Raw genomic sequence first — 25,935 nt, 5'->3', positions numbered from 1 at the left:
TTCTACCTTTTTCACACTACTTTCTTGTATTTATACTTTTTTTTCACTTTTTTGTTTACAGTTTTAATGTACGATAATGTCTATTAAATAATGATAAAATACAGAAAAAAAACAATGCATATTTCATCATGACTAAAAGCATTTGGCAAGAAAGAATCTGGACATCCAGCAGTGTTATTGGAGATTTAAGTTCAAAAGGTAGTTTCATGATTTAGTTTTAGTTTTATAATAAAAAGCTACTCCCCTCCTCCCATTGGGGTACAAAGTTCAATGATAAAGCCATTCAAGTCTCTAATATAAGCTACATCCTGCCCCCAAGGTTTGGTTTGCAATGCTGAGAGCAATACGGCCCCATGTTCAACAGCTCTATCTACTGCCTTTTGAACATCGGATGTTGTAAACGCTAACTCTATTCCAAATGGTTTCTGTTCTAAACGGCTTGTGACAAAACCATCTTTAAGATTGGAAGTAGCTAGTTCTAAATTCGCAAATGCTATAGTGGTCGCTCCTGAAACTATTTCTCCATAATCTTGCTCAGGGGTTATAAATTTTTGCTCAAACCCTAAGGCATTTTGATAAAAAGCCATTGTTTGAGGTACATCTTTTACATAAAGTATGGTGTATGCATATTGAATATCCATAGCGTCTAATATTTTTTATGAGTTTAATTGCATTAATAAAAATTCTTAACCCTACGTTCAATCCTATCCCTAAAACTCAGGGTCTACTTGCATTGTCATCAATTCCTTTGTCACAGGATGAACAAATTCGATAGATTCAGCATGCAACAACAAACGTTCGCCCTTTTTTCCATACAAATCATCTCCAATAATTGGAACATTGAGTCCCAAGGGATGTGCTGCATGGACACGCAATTGATGTGTTCGTCCTGTAATGGGATAAAAATAAACCCTAGTTTGATTATTGGAACGTTCAATAACCTCCCATTTTGTTCTGGCATTTTTTCCATGTTCAAAGCAGACAATCTGCCTTGGGCGATCGTCCAAATCTACCCGATGCGGCAAATCAATAAAACCACCCTCTCCATCTACATAACCATCCAACAAAGCGACATAACGTTTCTTGATTGTTCGTTTAATAAATTGATATTGTAAGCTTTTGTGAATTTCTTTCTTTTTGGCAATGAGCATCAATCCAGACGTTGACATATCTAAACGATGTACCGTCAAAGGTCCTGTAGCTGTTGGATAACGCTGTTTCATTCGAAGCAACACAGAATCCTTAATAGTAATTCCTGGTACAGAGAAAAAATCGGCGGGTTTATTAATGACCAACAAGTCTTCATCCTCGTATAAAATGTCAATGGTTTTTCCTTCCGCAGGATTGATCAACATAGGGTTTTCATCCATTGGAATACCAGCCAACATATGTCCCAAAATTGGTTCACACTTACCTCTACAAGCAGGATAGAAATAGCCATGTTTTCTAATGGCAGATTTAGGAGACTCCCCCCACCAAAACTCCGCCAAAGCAATGGGTTTCATATCGTGCAAGAAGGCATATTGTAACAATTTTGGAGCTGCACATTCTCCTGCTCCAGCTGGAGGCACGTCATTTATTGTCGGTAGAAAAATATCATACAAACTCTTCTCCTCTTTATCTTTATTCAGAAACACATATTGATTGAACAACTGACGTTGTAAGGCAGCAGATTTTTCTTTTCGAGCCTCTTTCAAAGCCATCAATTCGTTCTCATAAATAGCCACCTCTGCTTGAGTCATTGCAATTCGAGCTTTCCAAAACTTTACCAATTGCTTGTAATAATATTGCTGACCAAGGCTTTCATCTTTTAACTCCTTTTCTAGAACTTTAAACGCTTGAGGACTCAACCTATTTCGCCCCGCTTCTCTAGTTGCCTTTCTTCGTTTCTTATCTTCTTTCATTTGCTTTCGTTTGAAAGCAAGACGAGCTTCTGACAGTTCTATTTCTGCTTTTAAATAGCTTTGATAAGCCAAGTATTCCTCTTTTGTTTCGAGGGCTTTGATCGCTTGATTAATTGCATTAATAATCTTTACTCCTGCAACAAAAAAGCCATCTTCTCTTAGCATATCAAACACAGGAGGAACAAACTTTGCGTGGTGGTTTTCGTTTGCCAACTTACCTGAAAAAGCGGCTAAATAGCCCAAGCGATTGTCCTTTGTTTTAACCACTAATACACCAAACATTTTACCAATAGCCATCTCATCGGTTCCCTCCGTAGCATAAAAATTATGCTTCCAGTCCGATTGCGTTTCTAGATAAACTTGCAGTTTTTTTGCTGCAAAAATGCTAATAGGATGTGGTTCGTAATAAAATGGGAATGTAAATTTTTCAGGCAATACAAACTCATCCATTGATTCCTCAAAAGGAATAAAACAATTTGGCAGTTGCCCTAACTCTTCTTTCTGCTTCATAATGTTGATTCTCGATATAGAAATGCAAAAGTACAAAGCTTTCTTTAATATTTAGAATACGAGCTTTTATTCTTATTTCAACCGTTCAAAACTTACTTAGCTAACATTTCAAAGGCTTTTTCAATGACTTCATCTCTTTTATTGGTTTGTTGTTTGACATAATGCTTAGGAACAAATTGTTCTCTAGGCGTACCAGCCACATGAAATAGTTTTGCAACAGGTAGGCGGTAGCCATAAGAACGATGCTGAAAAGGAAAGAACTCTATTTCACCAGCCAAACGTTCCATTTCTGTCCCAACAACAGTAGCTCGTTTCATTCCATCAAAACCAATTGCCAACCCTTCTCCCATACTCCCCGTCCATCGTCCAACCAAAACGACTACTTTTCCCTGATACACCTTGCCCCTAGGAACAACCAACTCCATCCAAAGTCTTTTAATCAAAGGGTTCTGAACAGGATTATCATAAGCTTTTTCAACATAAGCGTGCATTTGATAAGGCGTAGGTTCTTGAATAAAACGCCCCATAATTCCTCTCGCTTCGTAAGTATCTCCACCATCTACTGTGTTTCTCAAGTCTAAAACCAATCCTTGAGTTTCAGACAATACATTCAAAGCACTATCAAAAGCATTGACCAAAGCATCTTGCCCTAAGGAGTTGTTAATTCTAATCCAGCCTATATTTTTCTTTTGACCAAAATCGAGTAAGTGCGCTTCTTTTTTAACAACAATTTCATCCAAATCAAATGGTACAACTTTCTGATTACGCAGCTTTAAAGTCAATACTCTTTTTTCATTATAACGCCCTGCTAATAATTTATTGGCAATCCATTCTCTAACAATAGGATCATTTTTATCTTGACAATGCGTTGGAAAATGCTCTATTGCCTGATCAAAATTAACGCCATTAATTTGTTGAATTTCTGCGCCAATTAGCTCTACTTCTAATGGCTCCATCTGACTCTGCCAAACATTTGAAATGATCGGTTTTCCGTTGATAAGTTGTGCATATATTGGAGCGTACAAACGAAAAGAAGTTGGTGTATTGGTATTTAAAATTAAGTGACTGTCATAAAATTCGTCTAACAAATATTCGAACAACAAGACGGCATCTGCTTCTGTTTTTAGACCAGCCACTTTTTGACTATAGTGCTCTCGAAGGCAATTAATGTCTATCTTTTTCTCTTCCCAATAGGCATAGTTATTAGATAAATCATCCAATAACATATTGAGATCTTCTTCTACTTTAGGTAAGTCTAATGTTCTATTTTGTGACTGAGCAAAAACCGTCTGTATCAACAATAAGTAGATTAGTATGTTAAGCTTCATGTTTTTATACTTCTATACTTATAAAATTTATTCCAAAATCTCTATAACTTTAGCAATGTCTCTTTTTTCTCCCAATCTTATTAAGGCAAAAACCAATCGAGGAATAAAACCTGGCGGATCTACGCAGTTGGCAATTTCCTTAATCGTTTCGTCTCTATCTTTTATCAATTTCCAACGTTCTTCTTCTGATGCTGCTGCTAATTTCAAGGCAAATCGCCAAGCACCATCTCGGGCTGCTTTCATGCTAAAGTTGACCAGAAAGTCATCTATTTTTTGGGACAAGGTAAGAATATATTTTAAGGTCGGCCATATTTCAGAAAGTTCTTGCTCTACTTCGCCAACTAAACTAGCCAACAATGCATTGATACGATCAAAATCCTTTTTCAAGCTATGAATCGAGTCGCCAGGTGCTACTGCTGCCGCTGCAATACCTAAGTCTAGGTTAATATGGGCGTTCATGCCCCATAGCAAATGTTGCAATACAATAGGCCAATACTGTTTGGTATGATCAAAAGCAACCGTCCAGCTTTTAGTTGTTGTTTGCCCTTCAAAATAGTTATCATAAGCATTCAAATAACGATTGGCAAACAACACGTCCAAACGCTCCATTCGTTCTCCATCTTCAAATTCTCCAGCTGCAATACCTTTTTTTACTCGTTTGGTTACTTTTCGATACAACGCAGCAAAGTACCCCTTAGGATTATTTGTTTTTTTAGCATCTTCAATAATCAAATCCAATGCTTCAATCACTTCATCAATTGTTTTAGCTTTCATTTTAAGGTAAATTAGAAGATTAATAGTCCCTAGAACTCCTAAGTATTAAAAGTATATAACATCGTATTTTTTCAAATATACATTGAAGTTATCAAAAAATGCCACGTCAAGTCACGCATTTCAAAAAATACTCTTATCGTTGTATAGTAGTTAGCTACGCTGCTAACTATTGGTTGTAAATATTCTTTTCTAGAAATTAGCTCTAATCTCAGCCCTTCCTACATGCACCACATTATCACTTTCTCCCGTTTTTCGTCCTTCATAACTCACCGTTAATTGAATACTTTTGGAAAGTGCTTGAGCAATCGAGATATTCCACAAATAATTACTACCAGCTTGCAAACCTTGTGTCATAGCATATCCAACCGAAGAAGTAGGGTCGCCATCAAAAGCCATCTGAACAATTGAAAAACTTCCTTTTATATTTGTTTTTGCCGTTTGATTGTAACTAATTTCAGTGGTTACATCATGGCTTTGAACCAATTCTTGATCGTTAATTCGATTCTTTTTGTAATTGTATTTATACTTGAGAATTACCCGAAAAGATTTTTGATATAAAAATGTAAATTGTGGTTCTATGCCATAAAACTCTATGTCATAATCTCGTATTGGAAAAAACTCTGAACGATTGCCTTGTAAACCATAGGTTCCCGTTAGTAAAGCCTGCAATCGAATGTTCCTCAAAGCAGCAGACGGCTTTTTTCCCGCCCTTCTTTTTCCTGGCTTTATGTTCAGACGTTGGTTCAAACTATACTCTGTAAAATTTCTACTTTCAAAACCTGTACTTAGCAACGTTTTTCCTCTACTGTCCCGCTGTCCAAACTCAATACTATACACTCCTGTTCGATTAAAATAAATGTTATTATTAATACTAGAACTAACCGACACCAACGCTGTATCAACAACATTGAGTTGAAAGGGATTAAACGCCACAACACCCTTTGCTCCATCGTATGTTTTTCGATCAATTTTAAAAATACTTCTTGTCGAGAAACGCTGCAAAACATCTAGTCCTATTGGCAGTTTATAATCCTTGCCTTTTTTCTTTCGAGCGGCTTGAATCAGTCGTTTTGGGCGAATCGTTAGGCTTTGACTAAAGAGTACATTATTCGTGCGAATAAACGCCCCAGTTAGTAAGGTTACTCGAATGTAATCTGCCTGATCTTGAAACTGAGCTTGTTCAAATTCATTCACTTGCTGCACCTCATCTCCATTTCGATCCACCCAAATATAAGTCCCTTGTCCTTGATCTACTTTGACATAATTGTATTCTACTTTTTGTTGCTGCCCAGACCCTAATTGATAAATTGTATTAGAGCGAATAAATCCTTTTTTGATGTTTAGAATATACTCTAAACGCCCCAAATACGTCTCTTTAGGTTCTTGGGTTGTCAATGTACTGTCTTGAATTCTCAAATTCCGATACGTCAAATTCCACTTTAATTGAGAAGCCGCTGTCTGTGTCCATTCTCCCGCTAGATTGACATCATCGGCTATCGCATTGGTCAAAAAACCATCTCGCCGAGGTGTATAATCGTAGCGGCGAATATAGTGTGTTTTTAAGGTAAGGTTTTCGCTGGCAGGTAGTTCTGAATAGACTTTAAACAAATGATAAAAAAAGCTGCCTTGATTTAAGGTATCTGTATAAGCATCTATTCGGCTATTTTGTTCTAGTTCTCCATAGACGCCTATTTTCCAATTAAATAGCTTTTTAAAACGTTGTGACACATCCAGTCTTGGGCGTATAAAAACACTGCGTTCGAGAGGCGTTTCACTTTGTACCAAACTACTATTACTAACGACTTGAAAGCCATTATATCGAGTATTAACACTCAAATTATGTTGATAGCCATTGTACAAAGTATCTTTATTCAAGCCACTAAATTGGTAGGCGACACTTCCCCACTTTTGACCTTCTAAACTCAATTTAGCTTTATACAAATGTTCTTGTGTTGGTTCAGTCAAATTAATATTCCAATCCCTAGAAAATTCTCGTGGACGATACGGTTCTATAAATTCAAATTCTTTTGTTAAAAACTCGTAATGTGCATTAAGTTTCAAAAAAGTATTCGGTTTGGAGGTAGTGCTGTCACTGGTTAAGCTATCCAAAGCACTTTTTTTATTCCCAAAAATCGGAACTTTGTGTTGGTAGGTCAAACGCGCTGCAATTCCTTGGTTGTCTTCGTTTCCTATTTCCGAAAAAGTATTCTCGTCTACATTACTCAATGCAACATCCGCAGAAATTGCTCCATTATTTCCAAGTTTGTAATCCATCCCAAGATTGTACAATTGCCGTTGTTTGGGTGTTGTTAACAATTGGACGGGTTCGTGTGTTCCTCTAGGACGATTGGTAATAGGATCAGGAGCAACCCACTGATAAACAACACCGTTCGCAGCTCCTTGCGTACGGATATAATTTCCCCCTCCTTGTATAATAGCAAAACGAGCGGTATAAATAGCAGAATCTGGATCATTGGAAAATACAAGTACATCCTCATAACGAAATCCGTTGACAATGGTATCTACCAATTTATAAAATATAGTACCAGTGTTTTCTCCCGTTCGATCAGGTATACTAATGCCCGAAACATAGGCTTGATCTATATTGTCTCCAATACGCTGCAACACCGCTTTGGCAGAGTCGGACAAAGATTCTGCGATGGTCTGACCTTTGGCATCTTGTTCAGAGTAAAAATTAAATCGAACGGTGCTTTTTTTAGTTTCGTAACTAACATTTGCAGTACCTAAGGTTCTCAAAAAGGTCAAATCTGTGTAACTAAACTCTACTTGGATTCGCTTATCTTTGGTAATTAATTGTTGAGGAGTGAATGTTAGTTCACCTAGGTTATAATCAATCACATAATCGTTGTCTGCCCCTCGTTGTAATAATTTACCATCAATATATACGCGCTCGGTTCCTGCAACAATAATAATAAACTGCTCTCCATTAGCCCCCTTCAAACGATAAGGTCCCTGATTGCCTTCTTCCCCATTAAACACATCTCTAGAAAACTTACCTTTGGATACGGCAAAACTTCCATCTGTTTTTAAACGACCTTTTCCTACTTTGAGATTTGTAAAAAGTTGTCCTCCTTGCAAACGGCGATAGTAATTCATAAAATAACTGCCCTTGGGTCGTTCTATGTTATAATCTCCTGCAATTAGTCGCTGTCGTTTGTATTTGAATTCTATAAAAATTCGATCAAACTCATCCAATTGTTGTGTATTTCCTTCTGGTTGCAACGGCACATTATTATCTGTAATTGCGCCTAAGATTTCTATGTCTCCTAGCTTGCCCGCTACTTGCAAATTAAACGTAGAATTCAAAATCAAATCTTGACTATTTCCCAAAGAAATTCCTCTAGCAAATACACCACTATAATCTAAGTCGCTAAAATTAAATGCATCCCCTCCCGTTTCAAAAGGATTATAAGTATAACCATTTCCAATCAAACCATCATGCTGAATATTTTTCCCAATCAACGCAACATCTTTGTGTTGTTTTTTTGCTGTAATAGGATAAGGAAAGACACGAAAGCGAGCTTGAAAGAGGCTATCTTCTGGTCGATTAAAAAAAATCAATTGATTGCCCTCTATTTGATAACTGGTATCGGAAACAATCTGATTTTGAGTATTTCTTAACAAAAGCGAATTGGGAAATACAACTTGACTATCTAAAACAATGGTATCTTTAGCAACAATAGTTATATTCCTCCAATTAGAAATAGGAGGCGTTTTTTGAGTGCTATCTTGCTGCGCCCAAAGTGAACAGGTTTGTAAACATAAAAAAATACCTGTCCAATAAATAACGGTTCTTTGCTTTTTTGTCTTAATACGCTTTTGTTTAGTTAGTACTAATGTTTAGCTCTATCTTTTCGATAGATTTCTTGCCATCAACTTTCAATCTTCAACTGTCCATCTACTAAGTCTAAACGTAAGGCACACCCTTTTATGTTGGGGTGTTCTAGCAACCATTTTGCCAAAGGAGCTATAATTTCATTCTCCAAAGCACGTTGCAACGGTCTTGCTCCATAGCGTTTGTCAAACCCCACTTCTGCCAGATGCGACTCCAACTGTTCTGTAAAAGACAAAGTAACTTGACGTTTATCAACTCCTTCTCGTTTGTTTAAGGCTTCTAATTCTAAACGTGTAATCGCTCGAATATGCTCCTGTTCTAAAGCGTTAAAAGTAACAATATGGTCAATTCTATTCACAAATTCAGGTCTAAAAAACTTGCCAATAGCCGATTCGTAATTGGTGGTATCTTCTCGACCAAAACCTACAGAAGCTCGGTTGGATGCCCCTAAATTAGAGGTCATAATAATAATCGTATTTCTAAAATTGGTTACACGACCATAGGCATCCACCAACAAACCTTCATCCAAAACAGTTAATAGCGCATCAAACACCGAAGGATCTGCTTTCTCTATCTCGTCCAATAAAAGTACCGAAAATGGGCGTTCTCGAATCTCTTGAACCAGCTTACCAATTTCTCCACCACCTCCAATAAATCGAGCCAATTGCGCAGGGTGCTGAAACTCACTCATGTCAATGCGTACCAAGGGCGATTTTTTCTGTCCTTTTCCAAAGAAATATTCTGCCAAGGCTTTTGTCGATGCTGTTTTTCCAACTCCTGTTGGACCTGCAAAGATCATCGTAGCAATAGGTTTCGCAGGGCTGTTCAATCCTGCTTTAAAAATCTTTACAACATTTGCCAACGACTCAATCGCTGTATCTTGTCCAATGATTCGATTTTTGAAATAGGCTGTCAATTCTTTGTCATCCAACAACAAATCATCTCTCAAAAAAAGTTCTGGCATTCCTGTTTGCTTGATAAAATTATCAATCACTTCTTTTTTAGTAATCTGATTTCTATTCTCTTGCAAGGCTTGATTGATGCATTGACTCAAAAACTTCACTCCTTTGCCAGGAAAACTTTCATAAGGGTAATAACGCAACAGCAATCGATAACTAACCGATAAGGCTTTTTTATCAATTTCTACCTTCATATTCTGTCGGCAGTAATCGGCAAATTTATCCAAGATAGATTGAATCTTGTGTTCTGGCAATTCTTCTAATTCAATAAGTTGAAAGTTTTCTACAAACCCAGGTAGCATTCGGCGCATGCTTTCTAATTGAGCGGGAGTTACTTCTCCTACCATTTGCAATTTGCCGTTTTGTAAGAATGAGGTCAAAAATGCAGCGACACTATCTTCTGGTCCTTCTCCTCCTGTTTGCAACAGCTGCACCATATCCACCACCCACAAAATACCATTGGCACACTCTAACTCGTACAATAATTCTTCTACATTTTGTTGCCACTCTCCCAAATATTTTGCTCGTGCGGTAATTCGTTGCGCCATCAATTGCCAAAAAGTCAAATCTAACTTAGAAGATTTGGCAGTAATCTTGCGCATCGCTTGTCTCAAAACAGAGCTTTTGCCCGTTCCGTGTTTTCCAACCAATAAAATATTGGAGCGAGTACTAACTATTTTGTCTACCGCTTCCCCTACTTCTCTTTCTAGTTCCCAGGCTACTTCAGGAAATGACGCCATGTTTTTTCGCAATGATTTAGACTGCGGATAGCGTTCTGCCATAGCTTCTAACTCCTTAAATTTATCCGTAAAACTCCAACCATTGCTAAAATTATATTCTCTATATAGATTAATACGCAGTGAAATTTCATCCAAATTTGGGCGCAAGCCTGTAATCATACGGTATATCTCGTCAGGTGTTTTTTTATTGAGAATGTTCATCGCAAAATTCTGTACCAACGATACTAATAATTTGCTATCATAATAATAAAAACTCTCTCCGAGCAATGGTAGAAAGCAGCAAAAATGGCCTTGATCAGTCGGTCCAAAAACAGCGTCTACAGGCACTTTAAGTACTTTGCTAGAAGGATAAGAACGATTGTTATCTCGATATACAGGACGCACCTTTACCTCAAAAGTCTTTAGACGAAAAGATTCAAAAGGTGTGTAAGGATAGTCGTCGTATTTTTTATACAACCGTTTTAAGTGGGTTGTCAAACTTGATTTGACATGTTTAATGTCTTTATCTATAATCTGGTGGTGTGTTCCAACTAACAGTCCTAGTACTCTATTTTCTGATAGTTGATAATATAATAAAGGATAAACAAATTTTTCCATGATATTTTCTTCGTGAATTTAAGTCCACTAAAGTAGGCAAGTAATTATTAAAAAGCAAATTGAAGATTGATTAAGAATCGGAAAAATCAGGAAGTTTTATTCTAACAATAATAATCTTAACTGCTTGGTTAAAATCTTTTTTTTGACTACTTTAAAGAGATTTTTGTCTTACTCAATTAACCATCTAATTACTAAAATTCACACTTTATCAATGAACAAAACAACCATTGCACTTCTACTCTCTATCTGCCTATCGAGCCTTCAGGCTCAGTTAAACAACACCATTCGCCCCCAAGATGTTACCATTGCTAGAGATGTGTGGGGTGTGCCTCATATTTTTGCCCAAACGGACGCTGAAGTTATTTATGGTTTGGCTTGGGCACACTGCGAAGACAACTTTGAATTGATTCAACATGCTTATGCAGCCACTCGTAGGCGTGCAGGTGAAATTCTAGGCAAGGACGGGGCAATTTTTGATGTCATGCAGTTTATGTGCGAAGCAGAAACTATTATCCAAGAACAATATGAAACTGCTTTTTCGGACGATTTCAAAAAGATTATTCGTGCCTACACACAAGGCATGAACGACTACGCCAAGGCTCATCCCAAAGAATTGTTATTAAAAAAACTATTCCCTATCAACGAACAGGATGTGGTTACGGGCTACTTACTGGGCAATATTATTATGACAGGTGCTGCTTTTGATATTGGGAAAATCTTTGAAAACAAAATTCACAATTATGAAAAACACGCTACACAACCGACTGGCTCCAATGGTTTTTCTATCAGTCGCAAACGAATGCAAGAAAATAAAACGGTGTTTGTTAGCAATTCTCATCAACCCTTAGAAGGCGTTTTGGCATGGTATGAAGTGCATGTTAACAGCGAGGAAGGATACAACATGCTAGGAGGAACATTTACCTTGGGTATGACTCCTTTTGTTGGAACCAATAAAAATCTTGGTTGGACACATACGGTTAATCATCCAGACATGACAGATGTTTACAAATTAAAAATGCATCCCAAAAAGAAACTGACCTATTGGTACGATGGGAAATGGGAAAAATTAGAGGTCAAGAAAATGAAAATAAAAGTCAATGTTATTGGCATTAAGTTTCCTGTCACCTTAACTTTTTATAAGTCCAAACATGGTATGGCGATGAAAAACAAGCATGGTTATTATGCCTTGCGCTTTTCTGCAAACAAACATATTGCAGCTGCCGAACAATGGTATAAAATGGGTAAAGCTAACAATTTTGAAGAGTTCAAAACAGCGCTACAAATGCAACAAATACCTTGCTTTAATGTGGTCTATGCCGATAAAGAGGATAATATTTATAATTTCTGCAATGGACTGATTCCCAACAATAGAGCAATAGGTTACAATTGGCATGGTGTTATGCGTGGAGATACGTCTGAAAATGTTTGGCAACCGACATTTTATAAAATGGAAGAGCTGCCTCAGCTGCTTAATCCTGCCTCTGGGTATATTTTCAACTCTAATAATACGCCCTTTACGGCTACGAAAGCAGGAGAGAATATCAACGCTAGTGATTATCCCAATGAGTTAATGGGATACTTAGAAAAAGAAACCAATCGCTCTATCCGTTTTATGGAAATCATGGACTCTATTGGAGATCGAAAAATGACCTATGAAGAGTTTAAAAAAATAAAGTTTGATATTCAGTATGCTCAAAATACGTTTTATACTTACAATATTGAGAATATAGATATTCTACCTAATTTAGATCCTAATAAATACCCTGATTTGGCGGATGTCTTAGATTTGGTAAAGAATTGGGACCGCTCTACCGACAAAGAAGACGAAAACGCCGCTGTATTTTCTGTTGCTTTTACTTATATTATTGATGAATTAGCCAATCGTTCTGCATTATTAGACGCCAATACACTTCCTGAAGAAGTATTTGTTAATGCCCTACGAAAAGCTAAAAAATATGTTCTCAAATATTATGGAACAATCAAAGTTCCTTTTGGCAAAATGCATATTCATAGACGCGAAAAAGGTAGTGATCTTTCTTTTCCTAGTTCTGGAATGCCTGAGAATATCGCTGCCATGGCATATACTCGTGATAAAAAAGAAAAGGGGAAATTGCGCACTTATTCTGGTGAATCGTACATTCTCATCGCTCAATACGATGACAATGGTGTTGCTGCACTAGAAACCATTAATTGTTTTGGTAGCTCTAATCGTCCAGAAAGCCCACATTATACAGATCAAATGGAAATGTATGTCAATCGACAATTAAAAAAAATGACCTTAAATAAGGAAGAAATTCTAAAAACTGCCAAAGAAATTTATCATCCTGGCGAACGGGTTCAAAAATAGCCTGTGTTTTATTATTGGCTGGTAAGTAAGTGGACAGAAAAAAGTATAGTTAAAAATGTAATTGTTTTTAGTGCTGTTCAAAGAAAAGAATTGAAGTTTTAGCGGGCTAAAACGAGATTTTTTGATGAAGAACAGTGCAAAAAGAATTCTATTTTGCCTATAAATTTTTATGAACGATTACTTACTTTCAAATAAAAAAACTTAGGTCTACAGACCTAAGTTTCCCTTATTTATTTTTTAGCAATTTGTCAATCGCTTCTTCCATATCTTCTAGCATTAAAGGATGCCAGTTCACATCTTGATAAGTTACTTTCCCATCGGTGTCAACTAAGTACATTCTAGGAACGTGTAAATCTGCAAACTTATTAAACAACTCTCTTGTCGGATCCTCAACCAAATCATAGCTCAAACCTTCTTTGTTTGACCATTCTTCTAATTCTTCAGCATGATGCTCTCTACCAATACCGACTATATTAATTTTATCCTTTAGGTGTTTGAACTTGTTGCTTATAGCTGGTGTTGCTTCCAAACAAGAGGAACACCATGTTGTAAATAAAACTAGTAGCGTAGGTTTCTCACTACCTTCCCCAAATTTAATATTGGTTCCTTTAGTTGTTTTTACATCAAAACCTTCAATATGATGTATTTTTTTAATGTTTTCCATGTTTGTATTCGCATTGTTAAAAAGTGGGGACAATCAATTCTTATAAAAATAAGATATTATTTAACGAATTCAAATTAAGCTACTGTTAAACTTTGTTATTATAGAATGATTCTATGAAATAGTGCATAAAATTCCTTTTTTATTTGGCTGAGCCAAAAGTTTAAGAACTCTCATACTCTTGCCCATCAATTACCATTTTGGAAATAATTTCGCGCATTACTTCAGAGGTGCCTGCGCCAATCGTTCCAATTCGGGCATCTCGAAATACTCGGGCGATTTTGTAATCTTCCATATAGCCATAACCACCAAAAAACTGCAAACACTCTGTGGCTACTTTATTGCACAATTCTGTTCCTAATAGTTTTGCCATAGAGCATTCTTTCACGGCATATTCCCCATCGTCGTGCAAGCGGCAACAATGATAAGTAAAGTAACGGTTCGCTTCCATCTCCGAAGCCATTTGGGCTATTCTATGGCGCAATACTTGAAATTTATTGATCGATCGCCCAAATGCTTTGCGTTCTGACATATATTGCAACGCATAATTTAAGGCTGCATCACAACTTCCTATCGTGCTAATTGCCCCAACCAAGCGCTCCAACTGTAATCCGCCCATCAAATAATAAAACCCCATTCCAGCATCTCCAATCAGGTTTTTGGCAGGTACCTTTACATCATCAAAACTTAATTCTGCGGTATCCGAAGCGTGCCAGCCCAATTTTTTAAGCTTTCGAGCAGAGACACCTTCAGCCTGTCGGTCTATAACCAACAAACTAATCCCGCCTACGCCTACGTCAGGATCTGTCTTAACTACCGCTACCATAAAATCACCATATACACCATTCGTAATAAATGTTTTACTACCATTAACAATATAATGGTCTCCATCTCGAATGGCTTTTGTTTGGATATTCATAACATCAGACCCCGCACTAGGTTCAGAAATAGCAATGGAACAAATCCACTCTCCCGAAATTGCTTTAGGAAGGTATTTTTCTTTTAAATAATCCGATCCATGTGCCAAAATGTAAGGCGTAGACATATAAGATTGTACCATAGGTAGGATGGCAAATCCCCCTGAAAAGCATTTGGAAATTTCTTCTACTAAAATTACAGAATAGAAAAAATCTAAATCTGACCCTCCATATTTTTCTGGAAAATTGAGTCCAAAGTAGCCCATCTCTCCAAATTTTTTCCAAAAATCTTTTGGAATACGGCGATCCTCTTCCCATTGATCTATGTTAGGGACAACTTCTTTGTTCAAAAAATCACGCAAAGATTGTCTAAACAGATGGTGTTCTTCAGTAAAATAGTATGATTTCATAATTGATTATTGGTTGTTTAAGTTTCTTACAATTGTTCTTTATCATTACTCCGTTGAAACCACGCAGTAGCAGCGCAGCTAAATCGTATTAGTTTAATTATCAGTAAGATGCACTCTTTGTTGATCTTTATACTAAAAGGCTGGTAATCAAACTAAAAAAGCAACGGAGTACTACTTTATTATAGCTACTCCTAATGATTAGGAAAAAGCCCATCCATTACAATAGTTGCACAATCTTTATTTGCGCAATCAAATGTTACATTCATTTGATTGTGCAACTGAGTTTTCAGCTCTTCGAAACCTTTCATAAAATTACGGGGCAACGAAAGTCGTTTTAAAACAACTTCTATTGCTTCTAATTCTTTTAATACTTTCACTTGAGAATGGATGTAAGTGGTAGAGTTCATTTCTAAAAAGAGATATTGCTCCAATTCATTCATTAAGTTGTCAAGTTTTAAATCCGATGCTGGCATTGATCGTATTTTTTCTACCCGCTTCCAAAATGCCAAAAGTTGCCCATCTCCTAGAATGCTATGCCAACAAAAATCACAATCGTGCTCAGACAATGCCCCCACATCAAAGGAATTATACTCACCTACAGCATCGTATAACAACTGAAAGATTTCGTCATCGACTTTTGCTGGAGTTGTCTTTGCTTTTTCTAAAAAAGCAAGCACATCAATGTATAATTCTACAGAGCATTCACTACACAACTGCGTATAAGTAAATATTTTAAGCAAACACTTTAACATTACTTCATCGTATACACCTTCATACAAACGTTCTGCTATCGAAGGCAACAGTTCTGCGACTGCTTTTGGTTGCGTGTTGTAATAATCCAGTAACGCCTCTGCGGTCGAAATTGCATCAAAATCATGAATTACTTGCTGAATGGTTTCGTGCTTTTCCTTTCCTATATCTTTGATCAATTCTTCCGAAAATGGAATGGTAGCTGCTATATTAGGTGTGCCATCCTTAGGTCTTTCTATAAACTCTATTGCCCCTCCATAGACCCAACCAGACACACAGTTATCTATATCAATCTTATACCAATAAGCATTGAACTCCTGATTTCTAAGTGTAATTTTTTCTTTCTGATCCGACTGCTTCCCTTGATAAGCCCAATAAGAATTTTCTCGGAGCGATGCCACCACTTTTGAATGATTCGTACTAGGACGATCTCTTACTCTTAGGTGATCAACCTTAACTAAGATATATTCTTTTTTTTTTCGAGATAGTATCCTTGATGGTTGAAATAGTTGTTGAATCAGATAAAGTTTCTGCTGGTGTTTGATTGGAGTTTTTTTCAGACGTGCAACTAATTAGAAAAATAAAAAGAAGTAAGCCTGCAATAATGTATAAAAAAGATGCTTCAGATAATAACTGGTGATCTCTACCTGCATTAGAGTTTCTCATAATCGGGCGGTTTGTGTGGTTCTGTGATTTGATTGCTAAGTTCTCTGGGTCACCTTTAGATAGATAGTTGAAAAGTAGTTCAGTTGTCCTCTAAAATAAAAATAGTTCTGTAGTCTTTGGTACTAATCTCCCAATAATTTTTGTTAAAACTCAAAAACATCTCCCCATAGTCGTTGCCCTCCGTCAATATAAATTGTTTCTCCTGTAATAAAAGCAGCCATAGGACTCATTAAAAAAACCGTCAAATCTGCAACTTCTTGAGTAGTTCCAAGTCTCTTAAGAGGAATTCGATTACTGACATCTTTTAGTAATTCTGGTGGGTATTGCTCTAATCCTGTTGACTTAATAATTCCTGGTGCAATTGCATTAATATTGATTTGATAGCGACTCCACTCTACGGCTAGAGTTTTTGTCATATTGTCTACCCCTGCCCTTGCTGCACCAGTATGTACCATTCCAGGAAAACCTCGATACACATTAGCTATAATGTTAACAATATTCCCTTTGTTTTGAGGAATAAAAAATGTATTTGCCATTGTTTGTGTCATATACCAAGTACCATTTAGATTATTATTGATCACGGCATTCCAACCATTTGGGCTGATATCCTGTGCTCGAGAAGGGAATTGCCCTCCTGCATTATTGATCAAAATATCTAAGCGACCAGATTTTTGTTGTATCTGCGCTGCTATTTCTTTTACACGATCTATGTTCCGAATATCTCCTGCTATAGCGTAGCAGGAACCACTTTTACCAAGTTCTTTAGCTGCTACTTCTAATTTTTCCTGATTTCTAGAAGTAATATAAACAGTAGCACCATACGATAAACAAGACGCCGCTATCTTATAACCAATGCCACTTCTTCCTCCTGTGACCAAAATGACTTTATCTTTTAATAAATTCTGAGCAAACATGAATTTCTTTTTTTAGGAATGTGCAATAGACCTTAACAGTCCGCTAATTTTTAATTATTTTTGTTTAAAATTAAGATACTAAAAGTATCAATAGCTTTATCCAAAAGCGCTTCTATTTTCTCCATATTTTTTATTCTTGTCGTCTAAAAAATAGGGCAATACTTCTTTCAAAACAATGTTATTTTCTGGATACTTTTTCAGCTTACTTAACTATGAAACCAATTAGAAAATTATACGAACAATTGGGAGTTGACAAATACTACAAAGATTATGGTCATCAATATCAAAACCCTCATAATCAACAAATCGAAACACTCATTATTAATAATGAAGATAAGTTGGACTATAGTACCGTATTAGACTTTTGTGCAGGAGGTGGAGAAGTAAGTTGGATTTTAAAAGAAATGGGGTATTCTAATATGACAGGAAGTGACCCTTATACACATCAATTGTATGAAAAAAATTTAAAACAAAAATGCTATCGTTGGTCTTTTGATGATGTTATTAAAGGGAAACTAGAAGGTAATTACAGTTCTATCATCTGTAGTTTTGCGATGCATCTCTGTGAAGAACAAAAACTGTATCCTTTGACCATCCAATTATTTCAACACAGCAAAAGTCTCATTATTTTAAGCCCACACAAACGCCCTGTTTTAGAAGTACTTAGTGGTGTCGAACTAGATTTTACAGATCATGCCTTAACTCCAAAAGGAAAAAAGGTATTTTTAAAGCATTATATTTATAAATTTTAACAATATGGGGGTAGAAATAGAACGTAAATATTTGGTACAACTAGAAGCTTGGGAAAAAGCCAAATCTCAAGCTACCTGCATGGAGCTTTCTCAAGGGTATTTATCTTTAGATCCAGCACGTACTGTTCGTATCCGCATCAAAAAAAAGCAAGCTTTATTAACCATTAAAGGCAAAAGTCAAGGAATCTCTAGAGTAGAATTTGAATATACCATTCCATTGGCTGAAGGAATGGAATTGCTGAAAATATGCCAAGGTTCTATTATTAGAAAAAAACGGTATGTCTTAACAGTAAATGATCTCACTTGGGAAGTTGATGAGTTTGAAGGAGACAATGTAGGCTTGATTTTAGCAGAAGTAGAACTCGATACAGAAAACCAATCTATCGAACTTCCTCTATGGATACAAGAAGAAGTTTCCCACGACCAGCGTTATTTTAACTCTAATTTAGTCCTACATCCTTTCAAAAACTGGTCATAAACTAGCTTCGACGATTTATTACTTCCTCTACTTTATCCTCTGTAACACCCATTTTTTTTAGCTATTTGTGAAACAGGCATTCCTAAATCCCCCAATAGCTATTGCCTAGTCAAATCTTATTAATGGTATTTTTCTCATAGTATAAATATACTGTTGATGGATAAAATATGTTCCCCCTAATTTATCCTTAACTATCCATTTTGCTCTAAAAAGGTTCTTGCTCTAAGAATAGCATTTCTTCGAACATTTAGGTAAAATAAATTAAAATCCCCTACATGATAATTATCTCGTTGAAAGAGTCCTCCTAAAAACATTTTAGGCTTTCCGACCCACAACACAGGACCATGTACTTGTGCATCAAACAATTTTTTTCTCAGTATATTAAAACCTAACAATATTGCTCCCTCATTAGCACTGTAAGGAGCATAAGTAGTATCTGCTTTCCAAGTCAAAGGATTTACACAAACATCTTCATCTTGAATCCAATCTGGCATATAACCACGATTATAAGTTCTCCAAGTTACAAAACATCCCGTCTGTTCTGGTTCTGTTCCTAAAGGAATGGACTCATAGGTTCCTTCTTCTACCCCCCATCCTACAATATAAGCTGCAATTAGCTGCTTGTACAAATCCGTTCCATCAAACCATTCTTTAAGCAACAGTTTTAGGTGTCTTGCTCCTTGGCTATGCCCCGCCAAAATAAACGGTCGCCCTTTGTTTTCGTTTTTTAAATAATACTCAAACGCATTTTTTACATCTTCGTAAGCCAAATCCAAGGCCTTATTTCCTTCTTGAGTGTATGGTTCAAAAAAACTACGAATGTGCGCTTGGCGATACCTTGGAGCATATACTTTTCCTGCTTGATTAAAAATACTTGCTTGTAATTTGATTGTTGTTTTGTCTACCTGTTTGTTCATTTTATCGTCCTCTACAGCAGCATTCCACAAATATTCATTTTGGGGAGTCTCTGTAAAAATGGTTGGATGTACAAAGAAGACGTCTACTTTATCTGGTAAATTGGTTAATTCCGTTTTTAATGGTCTAGGAATTTTATCTGCTTTGTCCTTTTTACTAGGATGTGCTGCCCAATTCTCTAGTTTGGAATAATCGGGTCGAGCGGGCTGAGGAACTTGACCAAAGGCTTCAATTTTAGTTTGTGTGTAAGAAGTCGTTGCAAACAAAAGAAAAAGTATTGTAGTCGTTAAAGTAACAATTTGCATAGTTTTATGAATCGGTAAAATAATTTTGCTGTTATAAAATAGAATACTTCGTATTGGTAATCAGCTGTAGCGTACTCACAAAGCACCTTGTAGTAATAAAAGAATAAATGTGTAATAAACAATCATAAGATCTATTCTGTTCAAATTCCTCTAATTGAAATGCAAACTAAAGATACTAAAGTTCGTTTGAACATTGCAATAAAAAGCTTTTCTAACTCCATTTGTAATCCGTTCTATGAAGGAACTATATTTTTTAAATTGCTGTTTTAAATTTTGAGCAGACACTTTATACTCCTTATTGCCAAACAACGAATTTAATAAAGGAAACTTTTTAATTTTTCTACCTAAAGCATAAAAATCAATCAAGGACTACTTTTTAGTCTTCCCTTTTTTTAGTATTTTGACTAAACTTTTATATTTATTTAAAATCCATTATTCTAGAAATAATCCTCCATTGATTTTTTAGTTTTTTTTAGAGCAAAATTACATCTTACTAATAATCGCATTCATGCAATACTACTTAGTAGCAGTGCAGCTAACTAAAAGCGTAGCGCTCACGAAGTACCACGTAGTAGCAGCGAAGCTAACTAAAAGCGTAGCGCTCACGAAGTAAACTAATACGATTTTCCAACGGAGTAATGCTAGAAACCAACAAGCTTTTTTTTGAGTATAGTCTATTTATAAATAACACATAGCCCAATGATAGAATATAATTTAAATTTCATGCATCCACAATATGGAACTACATTGAATGTAGACATTGATGGTTCTTTTACCGTTGAAGAAATGATCAACAATCTTCTTTTGAGTGGTTTTATCAACGAGAATAAAAATGGATATGATTTTGAATTAATGGGACAAGCACTAGAACGTCAGATGACTTTTGACGAGATTCAGGAACTCTACGATGGTGCTGTGATAAAAATTATAGCGCACAAAGATGATGCACCAGAAATAATTCCTGCTCAAAAAGAAATTTCTCTTCGAATTAAACACCCTACAGAGCCTTTAATTTTAGATATTCAACTCCCTAAGGATAGCCCTTTAAGTAGCATAATACAACAAGCTTCTGAAAAGAATTTTGTGCAAGGTGTCGATGGTATTTTGCACCTGCAAAAAGGGGATAAATTATTAGACTTAAATGAAAATGCACTTCAAAATGGACTGACAGAGGGAGATTTTTTGCAACTAACACAGGTTGATGCCAAGCAAGAAAATCCTTTAGAAACAGCTGTTGACACTCTAAACCAAAAATTAGAGCAACTAGAAACACAACTTCAAAATCAATTGGTTAGCATCAAAGATGCTTTGCCTGCTGCTAATATGATTCCTATTGATCCAACTCGTGCCGTCAATCCAACAATGGAACATTACGAAAGTATCGACACGATTGTTAATCGTTTGCGAGAAGCGTCCAAAGAACCTCCACTAAAACCAATTCGTCCCATATCGCTACCCATTCTTCTAATGGAAGGGCTCTTATTGGTCATTGCTCTATTGGTTGTATTACTTTTAACTGGCGTGATTCGCTTTTAAACATAAAAAACGCCCGAAGGCGTTTTTTTATACCGATACTACTTTTATAATATTGACGGGACAAGCTTTTTCTGCTCGCTTATTATCTTCATATTCATGGTCTCCAACCTTTACGATATGAAAACCTCGCTTATTTTCACTTCCTATTAATACCGTTTTACCATCTTTTTTAGACATCGCCCAACGGTCAGAAGCCATTTCACAGCAATAATTGCAACCAATGCATTTTGCTCGTTGTAAAGAGATCGTTACCATATTAATTATGCTTCAACTTCTACATCTACAAGCTTATAAAGCTTGTCAGATTTTCTAATTAATTGCTCCAAAGGAAAAGTACAATCCATTCCTTTTGTTGCTTCATTTACTTTTTGACTGTTAACCATCAACTCTGTGATTTCCGTTTCTACAACTCCAGTAGTAGGACCTATAATAACGACTTTATCGCCAACTTTTAAGCTATAAGAATCAATATCAAAGTGAGCTACTTTTGCTTTTGGGTAATAATGAATTCCTTTTCCTAAGAACACCTTCTTTTGTTGTGCAGAAGAACCATGCTTCTTTGTCCACTCTCCCATTTCCTGTCCCAAGTAGTATCCACTCCAAAAACCTCGGTTGTACACCTTTGCCAAGCGAGCCATCCAGTCATCAATTTTTTCTTGATTGTATGTTCCTGCATAGTAAGCATCAATAGCTTCGCGATAACATTCTATAACCGTTTTCACATATTCAGGAGCACGACCACGACCTTCGATTTTTAATACACTAACTCCTGTCGCAATTACTTGATCCAAGAAATCAATGGTACACAAATCTTTTGGTGACATAATATACTCATTGTCGATTTCCAACTCATGCCCTCCTTCTATATCAACAACACGGTATTTTCGACGGCAGTTTTGAATACAAGCACCACGGTTTGCCGACGAATTTTGTGTGTGCAAACTCAAGTAACATTTGCCAGACACAGCCATACACAAGGCACCATGTGCAAAAATTTCAATACGAACCAATTCACCACTAGGTCCTCTTATATCATCTTTTTTAACTCCTTCTACGATTTTCTGTACTTGACGCACAGACAATTCTCTTGAAAGAACCATGACATCTGCAAAAAGACTATAAAATTGTACCGTTTCTATATTCGTCACATTCAGTTGAGTTGAAATATGAACGGGCATTCCTTTAGATTTGGCATACTGAATAACTGCTTGATCCGACGCAATGATAGCCGTAATACCTGCTGCTACTGCTCGATCTACAATTTTTTTAGCCAAGCCTAAATCATGATCATAAATGATGGTATTTAGGGTTATATATGTTTTTACATTCTTTGGAGCACAACGTGCTGCCACTTCTTCTAAATCATCTAATGTAAAATTCATAGTAGAGCGAGCTCTCATGCTCAATTGCTCTACTCCAAAATATACTGAATCTGCTCCTGCGTCTATAGCTGCTTGCATCGCAGCAAAATTGCCAGCTGGCGCCATTAATTCTATCATTACTCTTCTTTTTATTTTTACGATTGTTACCACTTTTTGACAGCCTATATAAGTGCTTTATCTGGGCAAATGGCAAACTGAAGTGCAAAGTTCGTTAATTTTCACCAAAATTCTATTATGAAAGCGACAATACTTCTTCGAGACTTTGTTTTTTTTTAGTAAAAATTCCATACTGTTGCTTAATAGACAAAAAAAAGCTACCATGTAATCAAGTTACAAAGTAGCATAGATAAAGTTATAATAATAAGCAATTACAACTTATCCAAACTATAATGGTCGCCTACATAATCCCCATAATAGGCAACTTCTAGCGTTCGTTTAGCACCTACTAAAAAATCAGCATTGATAATAGTATCATATTTTTCTCCCTTTTTGGGATATGATTTTCCTGCATAAAGCTGTTGACCTTGCATATAAACCTTTTTGACATCATCTTTGCCCAATGAAGCTTTTACTTTTTGCATCGAACGTTCAATAGCATACTCCTTATAAATCACTTCGTCAGGATCAGAAATTACAGGAAACGGTATTTTGGCATCTTTAACATATTGAGCCATTGTTTCTTGGTTGCTCGGATAAATAGCAACAACTTCGATGCCTTTCTTTTTCAAATCTTCGTAACGCTCAATCAATTCGTGCGTTCGCTTGTTACAAATTGGGCACCAAACAGGTCTAAAAAAACAAATCAAGACTTTTTTATTCTCCTTCAACAGGTTTTGAAGTTTTATTTTATTGCCAACCGCATCTACCGTATTGATATTGGGTACTTTGACATTTTTAGATAGTTTTTGAGCAGATAATTCAGTAGTGCCCAAAAACAATAGCAAACTAGATAATAATAGGATTACATTTTTCATAAAAATGAGTTAGTATAAGTAAAGATAAAAAATAACAATAATTGAGGATTACTCTTTCTTAAGAACATCTAAACTAGACCAATTGGTCTAAAATTGCAAGTTTTTAACAATAATTTAGGGTTTTACCTCTTTACAGGCTATTAGGAACCTACTTAAACATGGCTTGCAATTGCGCCCAGAGTAATTTTTTCTTGGGTAAATTACTGGCAATAACTTGCAACGTGTCAGAGAACAAAAACTGTACCTCCTGAAAAATGAATGTCTGATAAATGTCAATATTCAAATGCAACCCAAATTCTTTTGGATGGATACCAAAAACAAGTACTTTTTCTAAATGAAAAAGTGTTGCTAATTCTTTATAAGAAACCGTTGTAAGCGTGTTAATCACACAAACCTCTTCTTCTATATTTCTTCCAACAGCTTGGAAAATTTTTCCTAATAAATTCAAATCCTCTGTAGTCGCATTTTTCAGCAGAACAACAATCGACAAGCTCGAATTAATCCCCTCTTTCCAAGTGCTATTTTCTTCAATATCATAAACTTGAAAGTTATAAAATGCAGGACTAGGCTCTATATTCTTATTTTTTTTCATGCAATAAACGTACTTAGAACAGACAAAGGTGATTGATTCCTAAAATGAAAGTTGTTTTATGGTGTATTGTCACAATCGTACAACCTGTCACAATAAATACTAATTTTTCAGCATTCAAAAATCTATTCAATATATTTTTTGAACAGACTAGGACAAAATACTTGCAATGAAATAGTTTTTCTTCCTTTTATTTAAATTTCTCGGGTTTTCTTAAAAAAAATAGCGTTAGGAAAAATCCTAACGCTATCATTTAATTTGTTTTAACAAGTTTGAGTAAGGCTTGTTCCTTTTTTTGATTTGGAAGACAGTTTATCCTATAATAGGACAATCGTCTGTTAACTGAATGTAATGCTTAATACGAACACAAACAGCACACTAGATTAAGGCAAATCATCAAAACAGCTTTGTCTTAATTCAAGGTATTTTTTGTTGTTAATAATTCTAGGGTAAGCTAACTCTAACTCTTTAATAAAATTTTTCCATACTATAGAAAACTCCTTTAAGAACTCCTTATAATTGACTTGCACAGAATCAATATCTTTAATCTCTAGCATCCCTTTATTTATTCTCATTTTTATATCATAATAATTGGATGGATCTGAAAATTTTGATTCGTTAGTCGATTTTAGTTCATGCAAAGCATGGAGACATTGATAGAAAAATCGAAATAAACTAATCTCTTTAAGGACTAAATAATCCTTGGTATTCTCATTTAATATTAAAATATCTCCAATAAAAACCATTTCTCCTAAATCCCTCTTTGAGTACTTAAGAATTGCATCTTCATTTGCTAAACTGCTGTAATCTATTTTATAAAAAATTGTAGTCATTTTTTTATTTAAAAATATCGTCACTTATGTTTATAACACATCAAAAAAATGCCCTATCCTTTTCATTCCTTGCTTTACAGAAGAAGATGAATCAAGAAGAGCAGCTATGTTATCGAGATGTTCTACTAGTATATTGTAAGAATAAGTAGCTGCTATAGAATGTTTATACGTTTTTACTATTTCATCTTCATTATTATTAAAATATCCTTCATAGTATTCAATAATTTTAGAACAAGAAGTATAAGTAATATAAAACTCTCTAGTTTCATTATTAGGAAATGTCAACTCATAACAAACATACAACTCCCAGTCTTTATCCTTTTGGGGACGATATTTTTGTAAATCTTCTATTTTATTTTGAGAATTGTATCGATTTCCATTTCCTTCATAAGCATAAATTGGCTTGCAGACTATTTCTTCACCATTTATTAGCAATTCTGGATTTGCGTTTGGGTCAATAGGCCAGTATAAGTCATGCCAATCTGTAAAATAAAGGGCCATTATAGGTTCCAAATTAAATAGAAAAGTATTCACTTCTTCTAAAGTATTGAACTCAAGGGGCAATACACTTTCAATTTCATTTAAAATAAGATTCCAAAATTTTGCACTATCCCACTTTTTAACAAAAAAAGTAGGCAAAGAACTTACAAGGAAAAAATATGGATACTTTTTAGAATATTTTTCTTTATAGTAAAAAAAATCGAACAAATCGACTGAAAAGGTTTCATGTATTTTGAATTTATCTATCTTAATTTCAAAAGATTTATTAGAAAAACCTGAAAATGAGTCACACTCATTTTCAGGGATAATTAAAACATCTTCTCTTCTTATATACATA

The 25,935-nt window shown here is 35.6% G+C and carries 22 protein-coding genes; 4 read left to right on the top strand and 18 right to left on the bottom strand.

The genetic code is table 11. The features are described 5' to 3' along the window. Window positions 1-236: 236 nt before the first annotated feature. From CG11_RS04375 to CG11_RS04350, 6 genes are all read right to left on the bottom strand, one after another. Window positions 237-641, bottom strand: a complete 405-nt coding sequence (locus tag CG11_RS04375) for a VOC family protein (RefSeq protein WP_052593535.1) — start codon at window positions 639-641, stop codon at window positions 237-239. Window positions 642-710: 69 nt separating this feature from the next. Continuing rightward, complete coding sequence (locus CG11_RS04370) at window positions 711-2,414, bottom strand: pseudouridine synthase (protein ID WP_052593533.1); 1,704 nt, start codon at window positions 2,412-2,414, stop codon at window positions 711-713. A gap of 92 nt (window positions 2,415-2,506) precedes the next feature. Next, window positions 2,507-3,742 (bottom strand): S41 family peptidase, encoded by a 1,236-nt coding sequence (locus tag CG11_RS04365; protein WP_052593531.1) that lies wholly within the window; start codon window positions 3,740-3,742, stop codon window positions 2,507-2,509. 27 nt (window positions 3,743-3,769) lie between these two features. Next, window positions 3,770-4,516 carry a DUF5995 family protein gene (locus CG11_RS04360; RefSeq protein ID WP_052593530.1) on the bottom strand — a complete coding sequence of 249 codons (747 nt, stop codon included), beginning with the start codon at window positions 4,514-4,516 and terminating at the stop codon, window positions 3,770-3,772. A 189-nt stretch (window positions 4,517-4,705) separates the two neighbouring features. After that, window positions 4,706-8,161 carry a hypothetical protein gene (locus CG11_RS04355; RefSeq protein WP_052593527.1) on the bottom strand — a complete coding sequence of 1,152 codons (3,456 nt, stop codon included), beginning with the start codon at window positions 8,159-8,161 and terminating at the stop codon, window positions 4,706-4,708. 248 nt (window positions 8,162-8,409) lie between these two features. Beyond that, a complete protein-coding gene (locus CG11_RS04350) occupies window positions 8,410-10,668 on the bottom strand; it encodes an AAA family ATPase (RefSeq protein ID WP_052593526.1) in 2,259 nt (752 codons plus the stop codon). Window positions 10,669-10,879: 211 nt separating this feature from the next. Here CG11_RS04350 and CG11_RS04345 point away from each other — a divergent pair, with 211 nt between their 5' ends. Next, a complete protein-coding gene (locus tag CG11_RS04345; protein ID WP_052593525.1) occupies window positions 10,880-13,015 on the top strand; it encodes a penicillin acylase family protein in 2,136 nt (711 codons plus the stop codon). Between the two features lie 226 nt (window positions 13,016-13,241). Here CG11_RS04345 and CG11_RS04340 read toward each other — a convergent pair whose 3' ends face one another. From CG11_RS04340 to CG11_RS04320, 5 genes are all read right to left on the bottom strand, one after another. Continuing rightward, window positions 13,242-13,679 carry a TlpA disulfide reductase family protein gene (locus CG11_RS04340; protein WP_052593522.1) on the bottom strand — a complete coding sequence of 146 codons (438 nt, stop codon included), beginning with the start codon at window positions 13,677-13,679 and terminating at the stop codon, window positions 13,242-13,244. A gap of 160 nt (window positions 13,680-13,839) precedes the next feature. Next, entirely contained in the window at window positions 13,840-15,003 is a 1,164-nt protein-coding gene (locus CG11_RS04335; RefSeq protein WP_052593520.1) for an acyl-CoA dehydrogenase family protein, read from the bottom strand. Between the two features lie 191 nt (window positions 15,004-15,194). Then, window positions 15,195-16,154: a hypothetical protein gene (locus CG11_RS04330; RefSeq protein WP_156039653.1), complete on the bottom strand. Its 960-nt coding sequence runs from the start codon at window positions 16,152-16,154 to the stop codon at window positions 15,195-15,197. A gap of 52 nt (window positions 16,155-16,206) precedes the next feature. Next, window positions 16,207-16,419 (bottom strand): hypothetical protein, encoded by a 213-nt coding sequence (locus CG11_RS04325; protein WP_052593515.1) that lies wholly within the window; start codon window positions 16,417-16,419, stop codon window positions 16,207-16,209. 143 nt (window positions 16,420-16,562) lie between these two features. Further along, window positions 16,563-17,333, bottom strand: coding sequence for an SDR family oxidoreductase (locus CG11_RS04320; protein ID WP_052593513.1), 771 nt, complete (start codon window positions 17,331-17,333; stop codon window positions 16,563-16,565). A gap of 212 nt (window positions 17,334-17,545) precedes the next feature. On the opposite strand from CG11_RS04320, the gene CG11_RS04315 reads away from it, so the two are divergent. Continuing rightward, window positions 17,546-18,085, top strand: a complete 540-nt coding sequence (locus CG11_RS04315) for a hypothetical protein (RefSeq protein WP_052593510.1) — start codon at window positions 17,546-17,548, stop codon at window positions 18,083-18,085. 4 nt (window positions 18,086-18,089) lie between these two features. Then, window positions 18,090-18,563: a CYTH domain-containing protein gene (locus tag CG11_RS04310; RefSeq protein WP_052593508.1), complete on the top strand. Its 474-nt coding sequence runs from the start codon at window positions 18,090-18,092 to the stop codon at window positions 18,561-18,563. A gap of 191 nt (window positions 18,564-18,754) precedes the next feature. On the opposite strand, the gene CG11_RS04305 is transcribed toward CG11_RS04310, so the two are convergent. Then, entirely contained in the window at window positions 18,755-19,783 is a 1,029-nt protein-coding gene (locus CG11_RS04305) for a DUF3089 domain-containing protein (protein WP_052593506.1), read from the bottom strand. A gap of 699 nt (window positions 19,784-20,482) precedes the next feature. Between CG11_RS04305 and CG11_RS04295 the strand changes: the two genes are divergently transcribed. Then, window positions 20,483-21,319: a hypothetical protein gene (locus tag CG11_RS04295; protein WP_052593501.1), complete on the top strand. Its 837-nt coding sequence runs from the start codon at window positions 20,483-20,485 to the stop codon at window positions 21,317-21,319. Window positions 21,320-21,346: 27 nt separating this feature from the next. Here the strand turns inward: CG11_RS04295 and CG11_RS04290 are convergent, their stop codons facing one another. The 6 genes from CG11_RS04290 to CG11_RS04265 all read right to left on the bottom strand — a co-directional run bounded on the left by CG11_RS04290 (window position 21,347) and on the right by CG11_RS04265 (window position 25,934). Beyond that, window positions 21,347-21,574 (bottom strand): ferredoxin, encoded by a 228-nt coding sequence (locus CG11_RS04290; protein ID WP_052593499.1) that lies wholly within the window; start codon window positions 21,572-21,574, stop codon window positions 21,347-21,349. 5 nt (window positions 21,575-21,579) lie between these two features. Further along, a complete protein-coding gene (locus tag CG11_RS04285) occupies window positions 21,580-22,818 on the bottom strand; it encodes a peptidase U32 family protein (protein ID WP_052593498.1) in 1,239 nt (412 codons plus the stop codon). A 251-nt stretch (window positions 22,819-23,069) separates the two neighbouring features. Then, window positions 23,070-23,675, bottom strand: a complete 606-nt coding sequence (locus CG11_RS04280; protein WP_052593496.1) for a peroxiredoxin-like family protein — start codon at window positions 23,673-23,675, stop codon at window positions 23,070-23,072. A 148-nt stretch (window positions 23,676-23,823) separates the two neighbouring features. Continuing rightward, entirely contained in the window at window positions 23,824-24,267 is a 444-nt protein-coding gene (locus CG11_RS04275) for a hypothetical protein (RefSeq protein ID WP_052593494.1), read from the bottom strand. Between the two features lie 380 nt (window positions 24,268-24,647). Continuing rightward, window positions 24,648-25,097, bottom strand: a complete 450-nt coding sequence (locus tag CG11_RS04270) for a hypothetical protein (protein ID WP_052593492.1) — start codon at window positions 25,095-25,097, stop codon at window positions 24,648-24,650. A 30-nt stretch (window positions 25,098-25,127) separates the two neighbouring features. Then, window positions 25,128-25,934, bottom strand: coding sequence for a hypothetical protein (locus CG11_RS04265; RefSeq protein WP_052593490.1), 807 nt, complete (start codon window positions 25,932-25,934; stop codon window positions 25,128-25,130). Window position 25,935 lies beyond the last annotated feature (1 nt).

Source organism: Aureispira sp. CCB-QB1 (assembly GCF_000724545.1).
Classification (GTDB): domain Bacteria; phylum Bacteroidota; class Bacteroidia; order Chitinophagales; family Saprospiraceae; genus Aureispira.
This window is presented reverse-complemented; position numbering and strand designations above follow the sequence as displayed.

Bases quoted from the DNA above. Each gene is read 5' to 3' on its own strand.
- CG11_RS04375 (WP_052593535.1), bottom strand. From the start codon at position 641: ATGGATATTCAATATGCATACACCATACTTTATGTAAAAGATGTACCT.
- CG11_RS04370 (WP_052593533.1), bottom strand. From the start codon at position 2,414: ATGAAGCAGAAAGAAGAGTTAGGGCAACTGCCAAATTGTTTTATTCCT.
- CG11_RS04365 (WP_052593531.1), bottom strand. From the start codon at position 3,742: ATGAAGCTTAACATACTAATCTACTTATTGTTGATACAGACGGTTTTT.
- CG11_RS04360 (WP_052593530.1), bottom strand. From the start codon at position 4,516: ATGAAAGCTAAAACAATTGATGAAGTGATTGAAGCATTGGATTTGATT.
- CG11_RS04350 (WP_052593526.1), bottom strand. From the start codon at position 10,668: ATGGAAAAATTTGTTTATCCTTTATTATATTATCAACTATCAGAAAAT.
- CG11_RS04345 (WP_052593525.1), top strand. From the start codon at position 10,880: ATGAACAAAACAACCATTGCACTTCTACTCTCTATCTGCCTATCGAGC.
- CG11_RS04340 (WP_052593522.1), bottom strand. From the start codon at position 13,679: ATGGAAAACATTAAAAAAATACATCATATTGAAGGTTTTGATGTAAAA.
- CG11_RS04335 (WP_052593520.1), bottom strand. From the start codon at position 15,003: ATGAAATCATACTATTTTACTGAAGAACACCATCTGTTTAGACAATCT.
- CG11_RS04325 (WP_052593515.1), bottom strand. From the start codon at position 16,419: ATGAGAAACTCTAATGCAGGTAGAGATCACCAGTTATTATCTGAAGCA.
- CG11_RS04320 (WP_052593513.1), bottom strand. From the start codon at position 17,333: ATGTTTGCTCAGAATTTATTAAAAGATAAAGTCATTTTGGTCACAGGA.
- CG11_RS04315 (WP_052593510.1), top strand. From the start codon at position 17,546: ATGAAACCAATTAGAAAATTATACGAACAATTGGGAGTTGACAAATAC.
- CG11_RS04310 (WP_052593508.1), top strand. From the start codon at position 18,090: ATGGGGGTAGAAATAGAACGTAAATATTTGGTACAACTAGAAGCTTGG.
- CG11_RS04305 (WP_052593506.1), bottom strand. From the start codon at position 19,783: ATGCAAATTGTTACTTTAACGACTACAATACTTTTTCTTTTGTTTGCA.
- CG11_RS04295 (WP_052593501.1), top strand. From the start codon at position 20,483: ATGATAGAATATAATTTAAATTTCATGCATCCACAATATGGAACTACA.
- CG11_RS04290 (WP_052593499.1), bottom strand. From the start codon at position 21,574: ATGGTAACGATCTCTTTACAACGAGCAAAATGCATTGGTTGCAATTAT.
- CG11_RS04285 (WP_052593498.1), bottom strand. From the start codon at position 22,818: ATGATAGAATTAATGGCGCCAGCTGGCAATTTTGCTGCGATGCAAGCA.
- CG11_RS04280 (WP_052593496.1), bottom strand. From the start codon at position 23,675: ATGAAAAATGTAATCCTATTATTATCTAGTTTGCTATTGTTTTTGGGC.
- CG11_RS04275 (WP_052593494.1), bottom strand. From the start codon at position 24,267: ATGAAAAAAAATAAGAATATAGAGCCTAGTCCTGCATTTTATAACTTT.
- CG11_RS04270 (WP_052593492.1), bottom strand. From the start codon at position 25,097: ATGACTACAATTTTTTATAAAATAGATTACAGCAGTTTAGCAAATGAA.
- CG11_RS04265 (WP_052593490.1), bottom strand. From the start codon at position 25,934: ATGTATATAAGAAGAGAAGATGTTTTAATTATCCCTGAAAATGAGTGT.